The following is a 21548-nucleotide window of genomic DNA, read 5'->3' as shown; positions in this document are numbered from 1 at the left end:
TTGTTGTCTGATCAGCGTTTTGCGCCGGGCATTTTCATGGGCAGCAGCACGTCCAGCTCACTTCTTCCCGGCACCGAGATCAGCTCGAACCGGCCGCCAAAGTGCTCGACACGTTCACGGATATTACGCAGGCCGATGCCGGCATGGCCACGTTCGACCTGGGCGACGTTGAAGCCGATACCGTCATCGATCACCGTCAGCCGGATGGATTCTTCAGAACCGTGCAGGTTGATGGAAACGTTTTTTGCCTGTGCATGGCGTTCAATGTTGGTCAGGCCTTCCTGCACAATGCGAAACAACGAAACCGCCGCGCCATCGACCAGATGGCAGTCGAATTCGTTGTCGTTGTAGGTCACGGTGAGGCCGCTGCGTTGCTCGAATTCCTCGGCAAGTTGACCGATGGCCGCCGACAGTCCCAGGGTGTCGAGCAAGGATGAGCGCAGGTCGTGGGAGAGGCTGCGCACCTCGCCAATCGCCTCGCCGAGACGTTCCGTGGCCTCTCTTAAAATACTCAAACCCTTGTCTTGTCCATTCTCCAGCACATGGCTGGCGAGTTCGAACTGGAACTTGATGGAGACGAGCACCTGACTGATGCCGTCGTGCAGTTCACGGGAAACCCGCGAGCGTTCTTCCTCCTGCAAACTGACGATTCGCTGGGTCAGGCGTTGCAGTTTTTTGTCGGCCAGACGGTGCTCGCTCACGTTAAGCGTCATGCCGCTGGCAAACACGAACAGCACCGCCACGAGGGCCACGGCGGCAATCGCCAGCATGGTTTTGCGGATGCCCTGGGCCACCTCGTCACGCGCCTGTTGGGTCGCGCGTTCGACGTCCTCAAGGTATATGCCGGTGCCGAGCATCCAGCCCCAGCGATCCAGCATCACCACGTAGGCGAGCTTGTCGGTCACCTGACCGGAAGACGGCTTGTTCCAGGCGTAGCGTTGAAAGCCTTCGCCCGATTGCGCACTTTTGAGCAATGCCTGAATCACCGGCAGGCCGTGTGGGTCCTTCATGTCCCACAGGTATTGGCCGACCAGTTCCGACTGCCGCGCGTGCATCAGGCTGCGACCTTCGCGGTCGTACACGAAGAAGTAGCCATTGATGCCAAAGCTGAGTTTGCGCAGTTCTTCCAGCACGCGTTGCTGGGCGTGTTCGTCACCGTGGCCGTCGTCGTACAGCGGCGCGATCAGGCTTTGCGCCATTTCCACGTAGTTTTTCAGTTCGGCGCGCTTGCTCGCCAGGATGCTGTCTTCGATCAGTTGCGCCTGTTGGTCACCCACCTGGCGGTTCAGGGAAATCACCAGCCCGCAGATGACAGCGATCGCCAACACCAGCGGCAAAATCCCGAGCGCGACGATTTTGTGTTTGAGCTGCATCTGGGCTCCTGAGAACTTTGTAGGAGCGAGCTTGCTCGCGATGGTCGTGAACGAAAATGCGTGTTTGCCGGATACACGCGTTGTTCTTGAGACCATCGCGAGCAAGCTCGCTCCTACAGGGGCGGCGTTAGGCGAAGGCAGGCATCATATGCCAAAGATGCGCGCGTCCAGTAGCGTTGCTGGACGGAATGACCTGCGGCGGGGATGTCAGCCAGTTGAAACATAACCCCCCTGTGGGAGCGAGCCTGCTCGCGATGGCGGTGGCACAGTCAACATCGATGGTGAATCTCAGTCCGCTATCGCGAGCAGGCTCACTCCCACAGGGTTTTGCATTTCAGCAGACAGATTGGCGGTTTCTACGTAGAACTACGTAGAGAGCGCGTACGTAGTAACGCGGATTTATTTGTAGACGGCATGCGCGGATATTGGGCCAGCTCCGCACAGCGGACACAATTATAAAAATTACCGCCGCAGTCACAAGCTGTCGGCAGGAGACACGCTATGCCCCGTCTGGCTAAACACCTCGCCTGGTTTGCCGTGGCTGTTCTGGGAGCGTTTGCGCTAAGTGTCGTGGCCCTGCGCCGCGGCGAAGCGATCAACGCCCTCTGGATCGTAGTCGCAGCCGTCGCCATCTACCTCGTCGCATACCGCTACTACAGCCTGTTCATCGCCAACAAGGTGATGCAACTGGACCCCAATCGAGCCACTCCCGCCGTACTCAATAACGATGGTCTGGACTACGTTCCGACCAACAAACACGTACTCTTCGGTCACCACTTCGCAGCCATTGCCGGCGCAGGTCCGCTGGTCGGTCCGGTGTTGGCGGCGCAGATGGGCTATCTGCCCGGCACGCTTTGGCTGATCGCCGGCGTGGTGCTGGCCGGTGCGGTTCAGGACTTCATGGTCCTGTTCATGTCCACCCGCCGCAACGGTCGTTCCCTGGGCGACATGGTCCGCGAAGAAATGGGCCGCATCCCCGGCACCATCGCGCTGTTCGGCTGCTTCCTGATCATGATCATCATCCTCGCGGTGCTGGCGCTGATCGTGGTCAAAGCCCTGGCTGAAAGCCCGTGGGGCATGTTCACGGTGATGGCGACCATCCCGATCGCGATGTTCATGGGCATCTACATGCGCTACATCCGTCCGGGCCGCATCGGTGAAATCTCGATCATCGGCGTGTTCCTGCTGCTGGGCTCGATCTGGCTGGGCGGGCAGATTGCCGCTGACCCGGTCTGGGCCAAGGCCTTCACCTTCACCGGCATTCAAATCACCTGGATGCTGATCGGCTACGGTTTCGTTGCCGCGGTACTGCCGGTGTGGCTGATTCTGGCACCCCGTGACTACCTCTCCACGTTCCTGAAAATCGGCACCATTGTGGCATTGGCGATCGGCATTCTGATCACCATGCCCGAGCTGAGAATGCCGGCACTGACCCAGTTCATCGATGGCACCGGTCCGGTGTGGAAGGGCGGTATGTTCCCGTTCCTGTTCATCACCATCGCTTGTGGCGCGGTATCGGGTTTCCACTCGCTGATCGCTTCCGGCACCACGCCGAAGCTGCTCGCCAGTGAAGGTCATGCCCGCTACATCGGTTACGGCGGCATGCTGATGGAATCCTTCGTCGCCATCATGGCCATGGTTGCGGCATCGGTGATCGATCCGGGCGTGTATTTCGCCATGAACAGCCCAGCGGCGATTGTCGGCGCGGATGCTGTTTCGGTTGCGCAGACTGTCAGCAGCTGGGGCTTTGCAATTACCCCGGAAGCGCTGCAAGCAGTGGCCAAGGACATCGGTGAAACCACCATCCTGGCCCGTGCCGGCGGTGCACCAACCCTGGCGGTCGGTATCGCGCAGATCCTGCACCACGTCCTGCCGGGTGAAAACACCATGGCGTTCTGGTACCACTTTGCGATCCTGTTTGAAGCGCTGTTCATCCTGACCGCAGTCGATGCCGGTACCCGTGCCGGTCGCTTCATGCTTCAGGATTTGCTCGGCTCGTTCGTGCCGGCACTGAAACGCACCGAATCGTGGACCGCCAACCTGATCGCCACCGCCGGTTGTGTGGCGATGTGGGGTTATTTGCTCTACCAAGGCGTGATCGATCCGCTGGGTGGCATCAACACCTTGTGGCCGCTGTTCGGTATCTCCAACCAGATGCTGGCCGGTATCGCGCTGATGTTGGCGACGGTTGTGCTGATCAAAATGAAACGCCAGCGCTATGTCTGGGTGACCATGCTGCCAGCGGTCTGGCTGCTGATCTGCACCACCACTGCCGGTTTCATCAAGCTGTTCGACGCCAACCCGGCCATCGGCTTCCTCGCGCTGGCCAAGAAGTACAGCGATGCCTTGGCCAACGGCCAGGTACTCGCGCCGGCCAAGAGCATCGAGCAGATGCAGCACGTGATCTACAACGCCTACACCAATGCGACGTTGACCGCGCTGTTCCTGTTCGTGGTGTTCAGCATCCTGTTCTTTGCCCTCAAGGTCGGCATTGCCGCGTGGGGAACCAAGGAGCGCACGGATAAAGAAGCGCCATTCCAGGCCCTGCCGAATGCGTGATCGAGGAATGCAGCATGTTCAATGACCTGAGTCGCCTCGGTAAATACCTCGGTCAGGCCGCGCGCCTGATGGTCGGCATGCCTGACTACGATACTTACGTCGAGCATATGCAGACCAAACATCCGGACAAACCGGTGATGAGTTACGAGGTGTTCTTCCGGGAACGCCAGGAAGCGCGTTACGGAAGCAAGGCCGGGCCCAAGTGCTGTTGACCCGGTTGTCGGTTTAACAGCAATCCCTGTGGGAGCTAGCCTGCTGGCGATGGCGGCTGAACATTCAACATCACTGTTGATTGACAGTCCGCCATCGCCAGCAGGCTAGCTCCCACATTGTTTTGCGCAGTAATTTTCAGGGTTTACGTTCGATGAGGGTTCGCCCTGGTTCATTGCGGCACACAAGCTTGTCCCGATAGTTGTCACACAGCGATCTCAGCACATCACTCGCGCAAGCCCCGCTGATCCGCCGATCAATCGCAAAACCCGCCACGTCCCCCTTCAGTTGAATACCCACCCCCGACACCGTCTCCAATCGCTGCTTGATCGGCGCTTCTGCTGTTTGCACGGCCTCGCGGAACATTGAACTGTGCAAATGGCCGCACGTCCAAGCCATTAAGCCGGTTTGAGCATTTCAATGTTTCTGGAGGCGGGTGATGTCGAGGCGAGCGCTGATTAGGTTTTTTGCGGTTTATCTGTCCGCTTTCCTGGTGTTCGGATTGGGCGTGGCCGCGGCGTCTCCCTGGATTGCCACTCACATTCTCCTGAAGTGGATGCTATAACCCGGCACTCGCTTCGAAGCCAACGGACAGACACATGATTGAAGAGGGACTTTCGCTACTGATCGATTACGGCACTTATCTGCTGCCCGGTTTTAGCCTCTGTACTCTCTGGTTCTGGCTGACGCCGAAGACGCAACCCGGTTTGCGTATTGTGATCCTGCTGCTGACCTTCGTCCTGATGCGCGATGTGATGACACCGCTGCGCTTATGGTCCCTGAGTGGCGATGCGCAGATCGGCTTTGTTGCGAATCCGTTTGTCCTGGCCGTGCTGGGTGCGCTGTCGCTGGCGATCGTGGCCGTGCTGGCAAGGATCGCCCCGCAGCTTTGGCAACTCGTCGTCTGGAGGAAGAGCAATCTGGCTGCAGGGCTAGCGCTGGGTGTTGCTGGCGGGTGTGCGATCGGCGTTCCGCTGCGGCTCTATCAAGGCATCGGTGTAAGCGAAATAGCCGGTTACTGGCCCTGGTTGATGGGCATGGTCGTGCTGGCCTACGGCGGGAATGCGTTGGAAGAAGTGCTGTTTCGCGGGTTCCTGCAAGGTCACCTCGAACACCACACCTCTGCGATACGAGCCGCCTTGATCAGCGCTGTCGCATTCTCGGCCTGCCATTCGTTTCTGGCACTGAGCGTCACCCGGATTGGCTGGCCGATTCTACTGTTCACGTTGCTGGAGGGGCTGGTCTGTGCTTTCGTCCGCATGCGCTACGGTGTGATCGCCGCCACCGCTGCACACGGGACGGCGATATTACTCATCGCCGCTCCCACGTGATTGATCAGCACAATTCATCAGCAGGGGCTGATGCAGCAATTTCGGGTTTAGTCTGTTCAGGGCGTGGGTGAAGGCTATTTATGCGATTCACCCTCGCATTCCTTGCACCAGGCTAACGCAACAGATGCACGGTCAAACCAACGAGCGCGCAGGCCATCAGCACCTGAATGACGCCCCGCTTGAAGCGGAACAAGGCAACCGCCGCGGCGATCGCGATCAGCGCGGAGGGCCAGTCCAGGTTGCCGCTGAAGCCTGTTGGCCAAAGCACGTGATAGCCGAAGAAACACGCCAGATTGAGGATCACTCCAACCACGGCGGCTGTTATGGCGGTAAGCGGTGCCGTGAACTTGAGTTCGTTGTGGGTCGACTCCACCAGCGGGCCACCCGCGAGGATGAACAGGAACGAGGGCAGGAAGGTGAACCAGGTCACCAGCGAGGCCGCCACGGCCCCGGCCATAAACACCTGATCGGCTCCGAACACTTGCGAGACATAGGCGCCGACAAAGCCGACGAAGGCCACGACCATGATCAGCGGCCCCGGCGTGGTTTCCCCCAGGGCCAGCCCGTCGATCATCTGTGTCGGGGTCAGCCAGCCATAGTGTCCGACCGCGCCCTGGTAGACATACGGAAGCACGGCATACGCACCGCCAAAGGTCAGCAACGCGGCTTTGGTAAAGAACCAGCTCATTTGAGTCAAGGTGCCTTCCCAGCCGAAGAGGAGGGTCAAGATGCCCATCGGCAATGCCCAGAGCGTGGCGCCGATAAGTGCGAGCGACGCCAGTTTCAGCCAGTTAAAACGGGCATGCTCAGGGGTGGGGGTGTCGTCATCGATCAAGGCTGGCCCGAAGGATTTTTTGGCGGAACCATGGCCCCCGGTCCTGAACTTCTCGGGCGCCAGACGCCCTCCGACATAGCCGATCAAAGCGGCGCTCAGCACGATCAGCGGGAATGGAACGTTGAATGCGAAGATCGCGGTAAATGACGCCGCCGCTATCGCCCACAGCCAATTGTTCTTCAGTGCCCGAGAGCCGATCCTGTGTGCCGCTTGCACCACGATGGCCGTCACGGCGGGCTTTATCCCATAGAAGAGCCCGGCCACCACGGGTATTTCGCCGAACGCGATGTACATCCACGACAACGCAATCAGGATGAACAGCGAGGGCAACACAAACAGTGCACCTGCAATGACTCCTCCCCATGTCCGATGCATCAGCCAGCCAATGTAGGTCGCCAACTGCTGAGCCTCAGGCCCGGGCAGCAACATGCAGTAGTTGAGGGCATGCAAAAATCTCCGTTCCGAAATCCAGCGCCGCCGCTCTACCAACTCCTGGTGCATGATCGAGATCTGTCCTGCCGGCCCGCCGAAACTGATGAAGCCGAGCTTTAGCCAGAACCAGAACGCCTCACGCAAACTGACCGGCTGAGGCCTCGACAGATTCTCGTCAACGTCCAATGTGGAAACCTTACTCATCGGGTTGTTCCTCTTTCACAAATTCGTCGAGCAGGCCGTCGAAGATGGCGCTTGCCGCAGCGAGCAAGTAGTCGTCATGGGAAATGGTTTCACGCAGTCCTGCCAGCACCCGTTCGAGAGCTGATGCAGGCAGGGCCAAATCGCCCTCAAGCGGCGCTATCCAGCACCGAGCCTTGTTGTACGAACCGGTCGATCAACCACCTTGCCGCAGGGCCCGGTGGCAGATCCGTACGGTAGATGACGTCGAAGGTATATTGGCCGCTTTTGTATTCCGGTATGTTCAATTGCACGAGCCGGCCGCTCTCCAGATCTTCCTGGACCATCGGCAACGGCATGTTCCCCCAACCGATGCCTTCACGCAGCAGCATGTGCTTGGCACCCAGGTCCGCCAGGCGCCAGGTGCGGTTACTGAGCACGGCGAAATCCTTGCCTTTGGTCAGAAGCGAGCGATCGGACAGCACCAGTTGCGTGAACTCTCGCCCGGCACCGGGCACATTCGAGTCGCTTGAAGCCAGTGGATGATTCGGGGCTGCCACCGGAATCAACTCCACGCTGCCGACGCCAATTCTTTCGATACCGTCGATGCCTTCGTTCATCGGCCCACTGACGCCGACGATTGCACCACGGTTGATCACCAGTTCGGTGACGGCACCGAGCGCTTCCATATGCAAGTGCAGGGCAACCGTAGGGAATTCTTCGCGAAAGGATTTGAGTGCGTCGACCACGCGCTCCGGGGGAAGCATCACATCGAGCACCACGTGGACTTCGGCTTCAAGCCCCTGAAGCAGCCCTTTCACTTTGGCGCGTAAACCATGAATGCCGTTGGCGATGGTCCGGGCTTCGGCCAGAACGGTGCGGCCGGCGTCGGTGAGCTGCGGCTTGCGTGTCGTCTGACGGTCGAACAGCGACACGCCGAGCTGCATTTCCAGGTTGGCAATCGAGTAGCTGATGACCGAAGTGGCTCGATGCAGCTTTCTGGCAGCCGCTGCAAAACTGCCAACTTCAACGACCGTCAGGAACACGCGCAGTTGGTCCAGTGTCGGTGTTCCGGGATCAGAAATCATGCGTGTTTCCTCGAACGTAATGGCCAATATTATCCCGGTATTGCTAACCGTTTCATCAGCCTGGATTGCCTGCCCGGCTTGCGCTTTCAACCCGACCTGCACCGCGTCGAAAGGGGCACTGGCGCAGTTGACTCGAACCCGGGCGCTGACCCCGAATGTGCGATTCCAGGCCTGTTGCAGAGGTTCGCTCAACGATTTGCACGATTGAACTTCCTGTTGATGGGGGGGATTTACTTGCCTATTTATTCGAATCTAATGATCTAAATTAGTCGGCTATTCAGATGAGATGGCGAGGCGCAAGATTTCTTCACAGCAGCGATTCATGGCGAGTCGCACAAACTTTGAAGGAAATACCTCATGACTACTTCTGCAAACATCGCTCATTCCACCGGCTCTGAACAGAGCCGCCGCGACGTAACCCAAGCCTCGGCTTCGTTGATCGGCCGCGTACTGCTCAGCGCAATCTTCATCCTCTCCGGTTTTTCGAAACTGGCCGCTCCCGCGATGATGGCCGGCTACATCAGCTCCGTGGGTCTTCCGCTTCCGGAACTGGCGCTGGCGTTGGCGATCATTGTCGAAGTCGGTGGTGGCCTGGCACTGATCGCCGGTTACCGCACTCGCACCGTTGCCGCTGTACTGGCGGTGTTCAGCGTATTTACCGCACTGGCTTTCCATAACGCACTGGGCGATCAAAACCAGTTCATCCACTTCTTCAAGAACATCGCGATGGCCGGTGGCCTGTTGCAGGTCGTGGCCTTCGGTGCCGGTCGCTTCAGCCTCGACGCTCGCCGTCGTTGAACCGGTAAGTCGCAGCCCGTTATCCCGACAGGATCAGGCAAGTTGTCAGAAGGATCTGACTAACTGGCTGCCCACCGTTATCCCTAATCTGGACTGGCAGCGAGACGCTATCGCTTACGCCATCGAACAGCCTGCCGATGTGGATGTCAGTGAGCTGATTGTCCGCCCGACTTCCAGCGCGTACTGAACCGAGGACTTGAACATGACGGTAAAAAAATCCGCTGATCAGGACAAGTACATCGGTATGTGGGTCACGGCAGACGGACTCATCCGCCATGAGCTCTTGCCGGGTGGCCGGTACGATGAAGCCCGGGGCCGGAAGGCGAGTGCCTACCAGGGGCGGTATTGGCTGGAAGGTGACCACATCGAGTACGTCGATGACACCGGGTTCACGGCTGATGGTGACTTCCGCGACGGGATTCTGTACCACGCGGGCATGATTCTTTATCGCGAGGTGTAGAGGCCTGGCAGCGCGATGCCAAGGCCTGCCACGGCGGCCTTGCGCCGGCACGTGCACCCGTCCGCTGGGCTCGTTGCTGCCCGTCATCAGCTGCCGCTTAAAAGCGGCAGATTCTTGATGCCTTGAAGGCTCCAGAAAATTCACCTGGAGCCAGCTTTCAAGACTTCATCCCTGCACTTAGTGACGATCCAGCCACACCGTCTGCGCGTTGCAGAATTCCCGCACGCCGAAGTGCGAAAGCTCGCGACCAAAACCGCTCTTCTTCACGCCGCCGAAGGTGACGCGTGGATCGGAGGCGCAGTAACCGTTGATGAACACGCCACCGGTTTCCAGTTCGCCGGCCATCTGTTGGGCACGTTCTACGTTGCCGGTGTAGATAGTCGCAGCGAGGCCGAATTCACTGTCATTTGCCAGTTCCAGCGCGTGGGCGGCATCGCGTGCGGTGATGATCGACGCGACCGGGCCAAACAGTTCCTGCTTGAACGAGGTCATCTGGTCGGTGACATCAGCGAAAACCGTTGGCTCGTAGAAGTTGCCGGGGCCTTCTGCTTTCTTGCCACCCAGCAACAATGTCGCGCCTTCTTCCAGGGTATCGCGCACTTGTTGATCCAGTTCATCACGCAGATCAAAGCGGGCCATCGGGCCGACGTACGTGGTGGCGGCAAGTGGGTCACCGACCACCAGTTTGCGCGTGGCTTCGACGAACTTGCGTGTGAACTCCTCGACGATACCTTGCTCGACAATCAGGCGTTTGGCCGCTGCGCAGACTTGCCCGGTGTTTTGATAACGGCCAATGACGGCGGCTTTTACGGCATCGTCGAGGTCGGCATCGTTGAGCACGATAAAAGGGTCGGAACCACCGAGCTCCAATACACATTTTTTCAACGCTGCACCAGCCTGCGCGCCGATGGCCATGCCGGCCCGCACGCTGCCGGTGAGGGTCACCGCTGCAATGCGTGAGTCTTTGATCGCCGTGGAAACGCCGTCCGGCGTGACGTTGATGACTTCGAAAACCCCTTCAGGGAATTCGGCTTGCTTGAAGGCATCCAGCAACAGGTAAGCGCTGCCCATCACGTTTGGTGCGTGTTTGAGCACGTAGGTGTTGCCGGCGAGCAGTACCGGAACGGCGCCGCGCAGAACCTGCCAGATCGGGAAGTTCCACGGCATCACCGCGAGAATCGGGCCGAGCGGGCGGTATTCAATGCGCGCTTTCCCGCCCTCAACCAGTGTCGGTTCAGCGTTGAGCATGGCCGGGCCGTGCTCGGCGTACCATTCGCAGAGCTGCGCACACTTTTCGATTTCGCCACGGGCCTGACTGATCGGCTTCCCTATCTCCAGTGTGATCATGGTTGCCATCGCTTCTGCGTTGTTGCGCAAGACGTTGGCCAGGGCGATCAGCCGTTGCGCGCGTTGCGCCACCGGTGTGCCGCGCCAGACACGAAACCCGGCCGCAGCGCGTGACAGTGCGGATTGCAGCGCCGCATCGGATTCAAAAGGGTAGTGGCCGATCTGCTCGCCGTTGGCGGGGTTGATCGAAATGGCATGGGTGAGGCTGGAAACATGGGTCATGGCACCGTCCTGCGGGGTGGGGATGGGTTCAGACTACGGTGGCATTTGTTTTCTGGAAACTGAATAATACTGATCGTACCGTTCACGTTTGGAGAATAACTTGGATCTGGTTCAGCTCGAAATTTTCAAAGCTGTCGCCGAGCACGGCAGCATCAGCGTGGCCGCTCAGCATATCCATCGGGTGCCGTCGAACCTGACGACGCGGATCAAGCAACTGGAGCAGGATCTGGGCGTGGATCTGTTTATCCGCGAGAAAAGCCGCCTGCGGCTGTCGCCGGCCGGTTGGAGTTTTCTCGACTATGCCCGACGCATCCTCGATCTGGTCCAGGAGGCCCGCGCGACGGTTGCCGGGGAAGAGCCGCAAGGATCGTTTCCCCTGGGGTCGCTGGAGAGCACGGCGGCGGTGCGCATTCCTGAGCTGTTGGCCGCCTATAACCAGAAGCACGCCAAAGTCGAGCTGGCCTTGTCCACGGGACCTTCCGGAACCATGATTGACGGCGTGCTCTCGGGTCGATTGGCCGCTGCGTTTGTCGACGGTCCGGTGTTGCACCCGGCACTGGAGGGCGTGCCGGCCTTCGAGGAAGAGATGGTGCTGATCGCGCCGCTCAACCATGCCCCGATCCACCGCGCGCAAGATGTGAACGGTGAAAACATCTACGCCTTTCGTTCCAATTGCTCTTATCGCCACCACTTTGAAAGTTGGTTCGCCAAGGACGCCGCAGTGCCCGGCAAGATTTTCGAAATGGAGTCCTATCACGGCATGCTGGCCTGTGTCAGCTCCGGTGCTGGCCTGGCGCTGATGCCGCGCAGCATGCTCGAAAGCATGCCGGGCTGCACCACCGTGAGTGTGTGGCCGTTGTCTGAGTCCTTTCGCTATTTGCGAACCTGGCTGGTGTGGCGCCGGGGCACGGTGTCGCAAAGCCTGACCATGTTCGTGCGTTTGCTCGAGGAGCGATGCGCAGCGGCGGACCCGCTGACTTGAGCGAATCGCGCCGCCATCGATCAGCAGATTCTGCCCGGCCGAAATAGCAGGGCTGCGCAAAAAACGTCAGTGCGAATGACGCGGCTCGCCGCCACTTCGAGCGATGACCCGCATATGAAGGGTGGCCGGCTCCAGGCAGCCGCCCGTCGATAACTGTCCAACCAATTGCCGGTACAGCTCTTGCCACGGCGTTTGGGACGCAGGGATGTTAGGCGTCCACTCGGCGCGACGGCGGGCCATTTCGGCTTCGTCGACCAGCAGGTTTACCGATCTTGCGTTGAGGTCCACACGCAGGCGGTCGTCGGTTTTCAGCAGCGCCAAACCTCCGCCGACAGCGGCTTCCGGGGACATGTTGAGGATCGAAGGGCTGGCCGAGGTGCCGCTCTGGCGACCGTCGCCCAGGCACGGCAGAGAGTCGATGCCTTGCTTGATCAGTGCTGCCGGTGGCGCCATGTTCACCACTTCGGCGCTACCGGGGTAGCCCACGGTGCCGGCACCACGAATCACCAGGATGCAACGTTCGTCGATTTCCAGCGCCGGGTCGTCGATTCGGGCGTGATAGTCCTCCGGTCCTTCGAACACAATTGCCCGTGCTTCAAAGCTGTTTTCTGCGCCTGGCTCGGATAGATAGGTCTTGCGGAACGCCTCACCGACCACCGACATTTTCATGATTGCGCTATCGAAGAAGTTACCGCTGAGAACGATGAAGCCCGCGCGATGTTTGAGAGGGGTCTCGAAGGGATAGATCACGTCAGCGTTGCTGGTCAGACTGCTGCTGACGATTTCGCCGATCGTCTTGCCGCTGACCGTGGCGCAGTCTTCGTGCAGGCGCCCGGCTTTTTGCAGTTCATGCATGACCGATGGCACGCCGCCCGCGCGATGGAAACCTTCGCCCAGGTATTTGCCGGCCGGCATGCAATTGACCAGCAGCGGCACGTCTTCACCAATCCGTTGCCAGTCATCCAGGCTCAACTCGACGCCCATGTGCCGGGCGATGGCGATCAGGTGCGGAGGGCAGTTGCTTGACGCGCCGAGCGCCGACGCGACGGCGATGGCGTTTTCGAAGGCTTCGCGGGTCATGATGTGTGACGGGCGTACATCCTGCATCACCAGTTCGCAAATGCGCTTGCCGGTGGCGTAGGCCATTTGACCGCGCTCGCGGTAGGGCGCCGGAATACTTGCGCAACCCGGCAACGACATGCCCAGCGCTTCGGCCAGTGCGTTCATCGACAGTGCGGTGCCCATGGTGTTGCAGTGACCCACCGAAGGCGATGCCGCGGTGGTCATTTCCATGAAGCCTTCGTAATCGATTTCACCGGCCGCCATCAGGTTGCGCGCATGCCAGAGCACGGTGCCGGAGCCGATCAGTTCGCCCTTGTGATGACCGTCGAGCATCGGCCCGCCGGACAGCACAATGGACGGCAGGTCAGTGGTGGCGGCGGCCATCAGGCAGGCCGGGGTGGTCTTGTCGCAACCGGTGGTGAGTACAACACCATCCAGCGGATAACCGTGGAGAATCTCCACCAGTCCCAGATAGGCCAGGTTCCGATCCAGTGCGGCAGTAGGCCGGCGTGACTGTTCGGCGATCGGGTGGACGGGGAATTCCATGGGGATGCCACCGGCATCACGAATGCCGGCCTTGACCCGCTGCGCGAGTTCCAGGTGATGACGGTTGCAAGGTGTCAGGTCGCTGCCGGTTTGGGCGATGCCAATGATCGGGCGACCCGATTGCAGCTCTTCTCGGGTCATGCCGTAGTTCATGTAGCGTTCGACATACAGGGCAGTCATGTCCGCGTGGGCAGGGTCGTTGAACCATTGCTCGCTGCGCAGGCGGCGTTTAGGGGTGTCACTCATGATTCATGTCTCTCTTGTAATTGGATGAATCGACAATCTGTTCTGGCTCAGCGTGGCAGCAGTCCTCGGGACGCCAGGTTACGCAGCAAGGCGCTCACGCCAAAGGTCCATGGCGTCGCCTCGCAGCTGTGGGTCACCTGATTGTGCAGGCCGCCGAGCAACGGGCTGCTGATGCTGACCCGGTCCCCCAGTTTGTGGGTGAAACCACTGCCGACATGATCGCGATCTTCGGTGGGCGCGAACAGGGTACCGAGAAACAGCAGGAAACCATCGGGGTATTGGTGATTGGCGTTGAGGGTCTGGCCGGCGAGGTCCTGCGGGTCACGGCTGATCTGGCTCATGGAACTCGATCCGTGCATCCGGTAACCGTCCTCACCTTGCACCTCAAGGTCGACCACGCAGGCGCGGACATCGTCCAGGCTGAAGTGCTCGTCGAACAGGCGAATGAACGGCCCGATCGAGCAGGATGCATTGTTGTCCTTGGCCTTGCTCAGCAGCAGCGCGCTGCGGCCTTCAAAGTCCCGCAGGTTGACGTCGTTGCCCAGGGTCGCACCGTGAATCTGCCCGCGACTGTTCACCGCCAGCACCACTTCCGGTTCCGGGTTGTTCCACTGCGAACCCGGATGAATGCCAATCCGGCTGCCGCTGCCAACAGAGGCCAGAACCGGTGCCTTGGTGAAGATTTCCGCGTCCGGGCCGATGCCCACTTCCAGGTATTGCGACCACATGCCTTGTTCGATCAACAAGGCTTTCAGACGCATGGCCTGCTCTGAGCCAGGAACGATCAAACGCAGGTTGTCACCGATCACGCCGTGCACGGTGGCCCGCACGGCTTCGGCTTTGGCGGCGTCGCCACCGGCCTGCTCCTCGATCACACGCTCGATCATGCTGGCGGCGAAGGTCACGCCGGCGGCCTTGATCACCTGCAAGTCCAGAGGGGCCAGCAGGTAAGGTCGGGACGGGTCGGCGTCAGGTCCGGTGTTGGCGAGCAGGTCCTCGATGCTGGCAATGAAGGTGCCCGGCGTCTCGCGCACTGCCGACAGAGGAGCGTCCGATTCCAGCAAGTCACTCAGGGTCGCGAAGCGCTCCGACAGATCGAACACGCCGTCGGCGCGCAGGACGATCGGCGAAGGTCCGGCGATCTGGCCCGGTACCCAGGCGCGACCGATCAAGGTACCGGCGACGCCATCGACGGGCAGGGTGTTTTCGGGAGTAAGCAATAGCGACATGGGGCATCTTCCTGGTTCGTAAAGACTTCACGCTAGGACGGACAGTCGATAAACTCCAATGAGATAAATTCAGTATTCGATAACTTGCGGTTATTACCTGTGCGAGGCGTGTTCATGTCAGATCTGTCCTTCTCCAGTTTCTGCGGTTGGCTCAAGTTCAGGCATTTGCTGCTGATCGACACGTTGGGGCGCACCCGTAACATGCACCTGGCGGCGCAACAGATGAACCTCAGCCAGCCGGCCATCAGCAAGATGCTCAAAGAGATCGAAAGCCTGCTCGGTTTCGCCTTGTTCGAGCGCCAACCACGGGCCATGCCGCCCACGGCGCTGGGCGAGCATGTGCTGCGCTATGCGCAAATTGCCTTGAACGATGCGCGCTCGTTCGTCGAGCAAATCAGCAGCCTGCGCGAAGGGGGGCACGGTCACCTCAAGGTCGGCGGAATATTTGCCGCTACGGCGGTGGCCCTGCCCGAGGCGATCTTGCAGATCAAACAGCGTTGGCCATTGCTGTCGATCGAGGTGGTGGAGCAAACCAGTAACCACCTGATGGAAATGCTTGAAGAGAAGAAGCTGGACCTGGCCATCGCCCGTTTCACCGATCAGAGCCAGCAACAGCGGTACGACTTTCAACCGCTGGCTCCCGAACCGTTCTGCATTGTGGTCAACGACCGGCACCCGCTGGCAGGTGTCGGCCCCATCTCGTTGGAGCAACTGGTGGACTTGCCATGGATTCTTTACCCGGTGGGTACGCCGATTCGCGGGCGCATGGAACTCGCGTTCGCCGAAGCCGGCGTGGGCATGCCCCGCAACACCGTCGACACCATTTCGATGCAGACCTTCCTCCAGGTGCTGCAGCGTGGGCCGATGATCGGGATGCTGCCCAATGCCATGGTCAACCCACTGCTCGAAAGCGGTCAGCTCAAGACGCTGGATACGCCTTTGCATTTGGTCCCGCAGGACTACGGCATCCTCACCCGCAAGGGCGAGCAACTGGTGGGAGCGGCTCTGGAGTTTGCCGAAATACTCAAGGACAACGCCCGTTTGAACAACGATTCGGCGAGTTAAATACGATGGGGTTTATCGGTCATTTCGATAACGGATCGTTATCGGTTAATCCAAAAATGCCATTGGGAAAGAATCGATTCGCGACAGTACAGTAGCGACCAGCTTTCAATCAGGGTCAGGAGACTGTCATGCCCGAACTGTCCGGACACAATTTCATCGCGGGAGGCCGCAGCGCCGCCGGATCGGTGGTGTTGCACAGCGTTGATGCGACGACCGGGCAACCTTTGCCCACGGCCTTCATTCAGGCCACGGTCGAGGAAGTGGACGCCGCGGCAACGGCCGCCGCCCAGGCCTATCCGGTTTATCGCAATCTGCCGGCCGCCCGTCGTGCCGAGTTCCTTGAGGCCATTGCCACAGAGCTGGATGCACTGGGCGATGATTTCGTTGCCCTGGTCTGCCAGGAAACCGCTTTGCCAGCGGCACGCATCCAGGGCGAACGCGCTCGCACCAGCGGCCAGATGCGCCTGTTCGCCCAGACCCTGCGTCGCGGTGACTTCTACGGTGCACGCATCGATCTGCCACTCCCGGCACGCCAACCCTTGCCGCGCGTCGATCTGCGTCAGTGTCGCCTGGGTGTCGGCCCGGTGGCGGTGTTCGGCGCCAGTAACTTTCCGTTGGCATTTTCTACCGCTGGAGGTGACACCGCGGCTGCGCTCGCTGCCGGTTGCCCGGTGGTGTTCAAAGCCCACAGCGGACACATGGCGACCGCCGAACGAGTGGCCGAAGCCATCGTTCGCGCCGCCGAGCATACCAGCATGCCCGAGGGCGTGTTCAACATGATCTTCGGGGCTGGTGTGGGTGAAACGCTGGTCAAGCATCCGCTGATTCAGGCCGTCGGTTTCACCGGTTCACTCAAGGGCGGCAGGGCGCTGTGCGACATGGCCGCCGCCCGCCCGCAACCGATCCCGGTATTTGCCGAGATGAGCAGCATCAACCCGGTACTGGTCCTGCCCGAGGCACTGCAAGTGCGCGGCGAGCGCATCGCTACCGAACTGGCGGCGTCGGTGGTCATGGGCGCGGGGCAGTTCTGCACCAATCCCGGTCTGGTCATCGGCATTCGCTCACCGGCCTTCAGCCACTTTGTGCAGACGCTCAGTGCCTTGATGGCTGATCAGCCCGCGCAAACCATGCTCAATGCGGGCGGCCTGCGCAGTTACGTTCACGGTTGCGAAACGTTGCTGGCGCATCCGCAGATCATTCATCTGGCAGGGCCGGCTCAGCAGGGTAACAAGGCGCAGGCGCAATTGTTCCAGGCCGATGCCAGCCTGCTGCTGACGGGCAACGAGTTGCTGCAGGAAGAAATCTTCGGTCCGGCCACCGTGGTGGTCGAGGTGGCCGATCGGGCCGAACTGTTGGCGGCCTTGCACGGTTTACGCGGCCAACTGACCGCGACCTTGCTGGGGGAGCCGGCAGAGCTGGAACAGTCCGCCGACCTGGTGGCGCTGCTTGAGCAAAAAGTCGGTCGCGTACTGGTCAATGGTTACCCCACCGGTGTGGAAGTCTGCGATGCCATGGTCCACGGCGGTCCTTGGCCGGCGACATCCGATGCCCGTGGCACCTCGGTTGGCACATTGGCCATCGATCGCTTCCTGCGTCCGGTGTGCTACCAGAACTTCCCGGACGCCTTGCTTCCTGACGCGCTGAAAAACCGCAATCCATTGGGACTGACGCGCCTGGTCAACGGAGAAAAAACCACCGAAGCACTCTAGTCATTGCGCTATGCCGAGTGAACGGTTCACTCGGCCTGACCCATTCGATAAAAACAATCAGGCATGTCCACATGCCCAGGGGTTACCTCATGCAAACGATATCCGAGCAATTGCCCGCGCAGGCGCAGGCCAGCGCACTCGAATTTGAAGACCGGACCTACCGCAAGGTGATCTGGCGAATTCTTCCTGTCCTGCTCCTGTGTTACATGGCGGCTTACCTGGACCGGGTCAATATCGGCTTTGCCAAGCTCGACATGCTCAACGAGCTGCAGTTCAGCAACACCGTCTATGCCTTGGGCGCCAGTATGTTCTTCTGGGGCTACTTCCTGTTTGAAGTGCCAAGCAACCTGTTGCTTCATCGCTACGGCGCGCGCTTCTGGATTGCCCGGATCATGTTGACCTGGGCCGTGATCTCCATGGCCGTGGCGTTCACCGTACCGCTGGCGGGTTTCTTCCACATCGAATCGAGCACGATGTTCTACGTGCTGCGCTTCTTGTTGGGCATCTGTGAAGCCGGCTTTTTCCCGGGTGTGATTCTGTACCTCAACTACTGGTTTCCGACCCATCGGCAAAGCCGGGTGATGTCCGGGTTCCTGATGGCATTGCCGGTCAGCCTGACCCTGGGCGGGATCCTTTCCGGTTGGTTGATGAGCAGCATGCAAGGCGTGCAGGGCATGTCCGGATGGCAATGGATGCTGATCATCGAAGGCATTCCCTCGATCATCATGGCGTTCGTCGTCATCGTCTGCCTGGCCAACAACATCGACTCCGCCAAATGGCTGTCCGCTGCGGAGAAAGCCTTGCTCAAGGCCAATCTGCAAACCGATAACCAGGGCAAGGCTTCGCGCCTGAGCGAGGTGTTTTTCAATCCGCGGGTGTGGTTGCTGGTGCTCATTCTGCTGACCTTCAACACCGGCTTCTACGGCCTGGCGTTCTGGATGCCTTCGATCATCAAGAGCACGGGCATCACCAACAGCTTGCACATTGGCCTCCTGACCGCCATTCCCTATTCGATTGCCACGGTTGCGATGCTGCTCAACGCACGGCACTCCAACCGGACCGGTGAGCGTCGTATGCACGCGGCGATTCCGGCCTTCATCGGTGGTTTGGGGTTGATTCTGAGCGCGTATTTCGCCGACAACCTGGTGTTGTCCGTGTTGTTCCTCAGCGTATCTGCCTCGGGGATCCTCAGCCTGATGCCGATTTACTGGACCCTGCCAGGGACCGTGCTTTCCGGCGTCGCCGCTGCGGCGGGTATCGGCATGATCAACGCCTTCGGCAACCTCTCCGGTTTCACCGGCTCGATGATCACCGCCGTCGCTGAAAACCTGACCGGCAATATCAACAACGGCACCTACGTTCTGGCGCTGTGCTTGTTCGTCAGCGGCGGGCTGATCCTCGCCATTCCCGCGTCGATGCTCGGCAGAACCCCTAAAACAGCACCCCTCACCGCGAAGCTGGAGGCTGCATGAACCTGCAGAACAAACGGGTGCTGATCACGGCGGCGGGGCAGGGTATCGGCATGGCCAGCGCCATTGCCTTTGCCCGGGCCGGTGCCGAAGTGTTTGCCACGGACCTCGATATCAGCAGGCTGGAAGGGCTTGAAGGCATAACGGCGATTACCCTGGACGTGACCTCGACCACCGCCATCAGCGAAATCAGTGAGCGCATCGGCGCACTGGACGTGCTGTTCAACTGCGCGGGCTACGTGCACAGTGGCAACATTCTCGAATGCGATGAAGCGGACTGGGCGCGGTCGATGGACATCAACGTCACCGCCATGTACCGCATGATCCGCGCGTTCCTGCCGGGCATGCTGGAACGCGGAGGTGGATCAGTCATCAACATGTCATCGGTGGTTTCCAGCATCAAGGGCGTGCCCAACCGTTTTGCCTATGCTGCCAGCAAAGCGGCGGTGGTAGGGCTGACCAAGGCGGTTGCCGCCGACTTCATCAGTCAGGGCATTCGCTGCAACGCCATTTGCCCCGGTACCGTGGAATCGCCGTCGCTGCGTCAGCGCATTGCCGCACAGGCTGCACAACAAGGCGTCGACGAAGCACGGGTCTACCAGCAATTCCTTGACCGCCAACCCATGGGTCGCATCGGCAGTGCCGACGAGATCGCCCAGTTGGCTTTGTACCTGGGCAGCGATGCGTCCGCCTATACCACAGGCGGTGTGCATGTCATCGATGGCGGCATGAGCATCTGAAACCCGCTTCGCACTTTCGGTTTGAGCAGGAGAACTAAATGAAACTGTTGCGTTATGGCGAAAAAGGTTCGGAAAAACCGGGCCTGCTGGATGCCGATAATCAGATCCGCGACCTCTCGGCGCATGTACCGGATATCGCCGGACTGGCCCTGAGCCCGGAAAGCCTGGCAACGCTTGCCGCCATCGATCCGTCCAGCCTGCCCATCGTTGCCGGTAAGCCACGGATAGGCGCCTGCGTCGGCCAGGTCGGCAAATTCGTCTGCATTGGTCTGAACTACGCCGACCATGCGGCCGAGTCGAACATGGAAGTGCCGAAAGAGCCGATCATCTTCAACAAATGGACCAGTGCCATCTGTGGTCCGAACGACAACATCGAGATCCCGCGCGGTTCAAAGAAGACCGATTGGGAAGTCGAACTCGGCGTGGTCATCGGCAAAGGCGGGCGCAACATCGATGAAGCCAACGCCATGGAGCATGTCGCCGGCTACTGCGTGATCAACGATGTCTCTGAGCGCGAATGGCAACTGGAGCGGGGCGGCACCTGGGACAAGGGCAAAGGCTTCGACACCTTCGGTCCGCTCGGCCCGTGGCTGGTAACCCGCGATGAAATCGCCGATCCGCATGCGCTGGACCTGTGGCTCGATGTCGACGGACACCGCTACCAGCAAGGGAATACGCGGACGCTGATCTTCAACGTGCCGCAACTGATTGCTTACCTGAGTCGTTGCATGAGCCTGCAACCTGGCGATGTGATTTCGACGGGTACGCCACCGGGCGTTGGGCTGGGCATCAAGCCACAGCCGGTTTTCCTGCGTCCGGGGCAGACCATTCGCCTGGGCATCGCGGGGTTGGGTGAACAGCAGCAAGTCACCGTGCAGGCGGATTGAGGCAAGCAAATGCCGGGCGATTGCTGAACTCGTTTCCTTTCTGATGAGCGGCGTGGGCTGGCAGCTTTCCCAAACACCAGAAATGACAAAGCCCCGAGCAATCGGGGCTTTGTCGTTTTTCTCGCCGGTTACATCGCAGATGTCTCTCAGGAAAACGCATCCTCGACAAATGCCTCCAGCGCCTTTTCTTCCAGAATTTCGATAGAGAAATGCCCGAAGCGCTTGGGTAGCCAGATGATGCGAGCCCCGGACGGGGATTGCAGGTTTGCGCGGGCCAATGGCTGTCCGTTTTCGTCTTCAGGCTGAACACCGGCGACCATCAATTCGTCATAGGCTTTCTCGATGTCCGGTGTCGAGTAGCAGTGGCGATAAATCATCCCTTCGCCCGAGGCGTCCAATAGCTCTTTCAGGTTTCCCGCCAACGGCTGTACCAGCATGAAGCGCTCTTGACCGATCAGCGCAATCGCGTAGCGCACGTGCAGACCACCGCGCTCCCAGACGAGCGTTCTGGAGATTCTGGCTTTCAGTATGTGTGCGTAGTACGTGCAGGCTTCATCGAGATTGTTGACGAGTACATCGACGTGGCTGAATTTCAATTCCATTGCATGCCTCCTTCCGAACCGGCCTCCATGATAATCACCGTATCCTCGGAATTCGAGGGGGTGTCATGAGGCGTTGTCGCAGTGGCGTCTATTGAGCAATGGCTGAGAAAATGGGGTGATCTGAATCTTGAACCCAATTGCGATCTTTTAATGCGTTACCCGTATTCGTCCATCCT

The 21548-nt window shown here is 59.8% G+C and carries 18 protein-coding genes and 2 pseudogenes; 12 read left to right on the top strand and 8 right to left on the bottom strand.

What is annotated here, in order from left to right:
• Positions 1-11: 11 nt before the first annotated feature.
• On the bottom strand, positions 12-1373 hold the full coding sequence (locus KGB24_RS00990) for a cache domain-containing protein (protein WP_223414841.1): 1362 nt from the start codon (positions 1371-1373) through the stop codon (positions 12-14).
• Between the two features lie 501 nt (positions 1374-1874).
• Between KGB24_RS00990 and KGB24_RS00985 the strand changes: the two genes are divergently transcribed.
• From KGB24_RS00985 to KGB24_RS00975, 3 genes are all read left to right on the top strand, one after another.
• The gene (locus KGB24_RS00985) at positions 1875-3932 is read left to right on the top strand and encodes a carbon starvation CstA family protein (RefSeq protein ID WP_223414839.1); all 2058 of its coding nucleotides are present in this window, start codon (positions 1875-1877) and stop codon (positions 3930-3932) included.
• A 14-nt stretch (positions 3933-3946) separates the two neighbouring features.
• Positions 3947-4144 carry a YbdD/YjiX family protein gene (locus KGB24_RS00980; protein WP_007900300.1) on the top strand — a complete coding sequence of 66 codons (198 nt, stop codon included), beginning with the start codon at positions 3947-3949 and terminating at the stop codon, positions 4142-4144.
• A 597-nt stretch (positions 4145-4741) separates the two neighbouring features.
• A complete protein-coding gene (locus KGB24_RS00975) occupies positions 4742-5473 on the top strand; it encodes a CPBP family intramembrane glutamic endopeptidase (RefSeq protein WP_223414837.1) in 732 nt (243 codons plus the stop codon).
• A 112-nt stretch (positions 5474-5585) separates the two neighbouring features.
• Here KGB24_RS00975 and chrA read toward each other — a convergent pair whose 3' ends face one another.
• The 3 genes and pseudogenes from chrA to KGB24_RS00960 form a co-directional block, all read right to left on the bottom strand.
• Positions 5586-6944: a chromate efflux transporter gene (chrA, locus tag KGB24_RS00970; RefSeq protein WP_223414834.1), complete on the bottom strand. Its 1359-nt coding sequence runs from the start codon at positions 6942-6944 to the stop codon at positions 5586-5588.
• Positions 6937-7071 (bottom strand): annotated as a pseudogene (locus tag KGB24_RS00965) (chromate resistance protein); the annotation flags it as partial. The gene chrA and the pseudogene KGB24_RS00965, both read right to left, overlap by 8 nt.
• Positions 7072-7090: 19 nt before the next feature.
• Positions 7091-8008 (bottom strand): LysR family transcriptional regulator, encoded by a 918-nt coding sequence (locus KGB24_RS00960; RefSeq protein WP_008024727.1) that lies wholly within the window; start codon positions 8006-8008, stop codon positions 7091-7093.
• Positions 8009-8365: 357 nt separating this feature from the next.
• On the opposite strand from KGB24_RS00960, the gene KGB24_RS00955 reads away from it, so the two are divergent.
• The 3 genes and pseudogenes from KGB24_RS00955 (at position 8366) to KGB24_RS00945 (ending at position 9266) form a co-directional block, all read left to right on the top strand.
• Positions 8366-8806: a DoxX family protein gene (locus KGB24_RS00955; RefSeq protein ID WP_223414832.1), complete on the top strand. Its 441-nt coding sequence runs from the start codon at positions 8366-8368 to the stop codon at positions 8804-8806.
• A 106-nt stretch (positions 8807-8912) separates the two neighbouring features.
• Positions 8913-8993: pseudogene (locus KGB24_RS00950) on the top strand (oxidoreductase); the annotation flags it as partial.
• A gap of 15 nt (positions 8994-9008) precedes the next feature.
• On the top strand, positions 9009-9266 hold the full coding sequence (locus tag KGB24_RS00945) for an Atu4866 domain-containing protein (protein ID WP_223414831.1): 258 nt from the start codon (positions 9009-9011) through the stop codon (positions 9264-9266).
• A 177-nt stretch (positions 9267-9443) separates the two neighbouring features.
• Here the strand turns inward: KGB24_RS00945 and KGB24_RS00940 are convergent, their stop codons facing one another.
• Positions 9444-10835: an aldehyde dehydrogenase family protein gene (locus KGB24_RS00940; protein WP_223414829.1), complete on the bottom strand. Its 1392-nt coding sequence runs from the start codon at positions 10833-10835 to the stop codon at positions 9444-9446.
• Between the two features lie 100 nt (positions 10836-10935).
• Here KGB24_RS00940 and ptrR point away from each other — a divergent pair, with 100 nt between their 5' ends.
• Positions 10936-11817, top strand: coding sequence for a putrescine utilization regulator PtrR (ptrR, locus tag KGB24_RS00935; protein WP_223414827.1), 882 nt, complete (start codon positions 10936-10938; stop codon positions 11815-11817).
• 66 nt (positions 11818-11883) lie between these two features.
• Here the strand turns inward: ptrR and KGB24_RS00930 are convergent, their stop codons facing one another.
• Complete coding sequence (locus KGB24_RS00930; RefSeq protein ID WP_223414826.1) at positions 11884-13671, bottom strand: IlvD/Edd family dehydratase; 1788 nt, start codon at positions 13669-13671, stop codon at positions 11884-11886.
• Positions 13672-13718: 47 nt separating this feature from the next.
• Positions 13719-14900, bottom strand: a complete 1182-nt coding sequence (locus KGB24_RS00925) for a fumarylacetoacetate hydrolase family protein (protein WP_223414824.1) — start codon at positions 14898-14900, stop codon at positions 13719-13721.
• 114 nt (positions 14901-15014) lie between these two features.
• On the opposite strand from KGB24_RS00925, the gene KGB24_RS00920 reads away from it, so the two are divergent.
• From KGB24_RS00920 to KGB24_RS00900, 5 genes are all read left to right on the top strand, one after another.
• Complete coding sequence (locus KGB24_RS00920; protein WP_008024779.1) at positions 15015-15965, top strand: LysR family transcriptional regulator; 951 nt, start codon at positions 15015-15017, stop codon at positions 15963-15965.
• 128 nt (positions 15966-16093) lie between these two features.
• Positions 16094-17674 (top strand): aldehyde dehydrogenase (NADP(+)), encoded by a 1581-nt coding sequence (locus KGB24_RS00915; protein WP_223414822.1) that lies wholly within the window; start codon positions 16094-16096, stop codon positions 17672-17674.
• Positions 17675-17763: 89 nt separating this feature from the next.
• On the top strand, positions 17764-19146 hold the full coding sequence (locus KGB24_RS00910) for an MFS transporter (RefSeq protein ID WP_032832480.1): 1383 nt from the start codon (positions 17764-17766) through the stop codon (positions 19144-19146).
• Positions 19143-19883, top strand: coding sequence for an SDR family oxidoreductase (locus KGB24_RS00905; protein WP_223414821.1), 741 nt, complete (start codon positions 19143-19145; stop codon positions 19881-19883). The genes KGB24_RS00910 and KGB24_RS00905 overlap by 4 nt, the downstream gene beginning before the upstream one ends.
• Before the next feature lie 38 nt (positions 19884-19921).
• On the top strand, positions 19922-20770 hold the full coding sequence (locus KGB24_RS00900) for an ureidoglycolate lyase (RefSeq protein ID WP_223414820.1): 849 nt from the start codon (positions 19922-19924) through the stop codon (positions 20768-20770).
• Between the two features lie 146 nt (positions 20771-20916).
• Here KGB24_RS00900 and KGB24_RS00895 read toward each other — a convergent pair whose 3' ends face one another.
• The gene (locus tag KGB24_RS00895; protein WP_223414818.1) at positions 20917-21372 is read right to left on the bottom strand and encodes a VOC family protein; all 456 of its coding nucleotides are present in this window, start codon (positions 21370-21372) and stop codon (positions 20917-20919) included.
• Positions 21373-21548: the final 176 nt, after the last annotated feature.

The sequence above is a fragment of the Pseudomonas sp. BF-RE-25 genome, assembly GCF_019956105.1.
GTDB classification, from domain to species: Bacteria; Pseudomonadota; Gammaproteobacteria; order Pseudomonadales; family Pseudomonadaceae; genus Aquipseudomonas; species Aquipseudomonas migulae.
Note: the sequence above shows the minus strand (reverse complement) of the source record. Positions and strands in the feature narration are given on the sequence as shown.

Bases quoted from the DNA above. Each gene is read 5' to 3' on its own strand.
- KGB24_RS00990 (WP_223414841.1), bottom strand. From the start codon at position 1,373: ATGCAGCTCAAACACAAAATCGTCGCGCTCGGGATTTTGCCGCTGGTG.
- KGB24_RS00985 (WP_223414839.1), top strand. From the start codon at position 1,875: ATGCCCCGTCTGGCTAAACACCTCGCCTGGTTTGCCGTGGCTGTTCTG.
- KGB24_RS00980 (WP_007900300.1), top strand. From the start codon at position 3,947: ATGTTCAATGACCTGAGTCGCCTCGGTAAATACCTCGGTCAGGCCGCG.
- KGB24_RS00975 (WP_223414837.1), top strand. From the start codon at position 4,742: ATGATTGAAGAGGGACTTTCGCTACTGATCGATTACGGCACTTATCTG.
- chrA (WP_223414834.1), bottom strand. From the start codon at position 6,944: ATGAGTAAGGTTTCCACATTGGACGTTGACGAGAATCTGTCGAGGCCT.
- KGB24_RS00960 (WP_008024727.1), bottom strand. From the start codon at position 8,008: ATGATTTCTGATCCCGGAACACCGACACTGGACCAACTGCGCGTGTTC.
- KGB24_RS00955 (WP_223414832.1), top strand. From the start codon at position 8,366: ATGACTACTTCTGCAAACATCGCTCATTCCACCGGCTCTGAACAGAGC.
- KGB24_RS00945 (WP_223414831.1), top strand. From the start codon at position 9,009: ATGACGGTAAAAAAATCCGCTGATCAGGACAAGTACATCGGTATGTGG.
- KGB24_RS00940 (WP_223414829.1), bottom strand. From the start codon at position 10,835: ATGACCCATGTTTCCAGCCTCACCCATGCCATTTCGATCAACCCCGCC.
- KGB24_RS00930 (WP_223414826.1), bottom strand. From the start codon at position 13,671: ATGAGTGACACCCCTAAACGCCGCCTGCGCAGCGAGCAATGGTTCAAC.
- KGB24_RS00925 (WP_223414824.1), bottom strand. From the start codon at position 14,900: ATGTCGCTATTGCTTACTCCCGAAAACACCCTGCCCGTCGATGGCGTC.
- KGB24_RS00920 (WP_008024779.1), top strand. From the start codon at position 15,015: ATGTCAGATCTGTCCTTCTCCAGTTTCTGCGGTTGGCTCAAGTTCAGG.
- KGB24_RS00915 (WP_223414822.1), top strand. From the start codon at position 16,094: ATGCCCGAACTGTCCGGACACAATTTCATCGCGGGAGGCCGCAGCGCC.
- KGB24_RS00910 (WP_032832480.1), top strand. From the start codon at position 17,764: ATGCAAACGATATCCGAGCAATTGCCCGCGCAGGCGCAGGCCAGCGCA.
- KGB24_RS00905 (WP_223414821.1), top strand. From the start codon at position 19,143: ATGAACCTGCAGAACAAACGGGTGCTGATCACGGCGGCGGGGCAGGGT.
- KGB24_RS00900 (WP_223414820.1), top strand. From the start codon at position 19,922: ATGAAACTGTTGCGTTATGGCGAAAAAGGTTCGGAAAAACCGGGCCTG.
- KGB24_RS00895 (WP_223414818.1), bottom strand. From the start codon at position 21,372: ATGGAATTGAAATTCAGCCACGTCGATGTACTCGTCAACAATCTCGAT.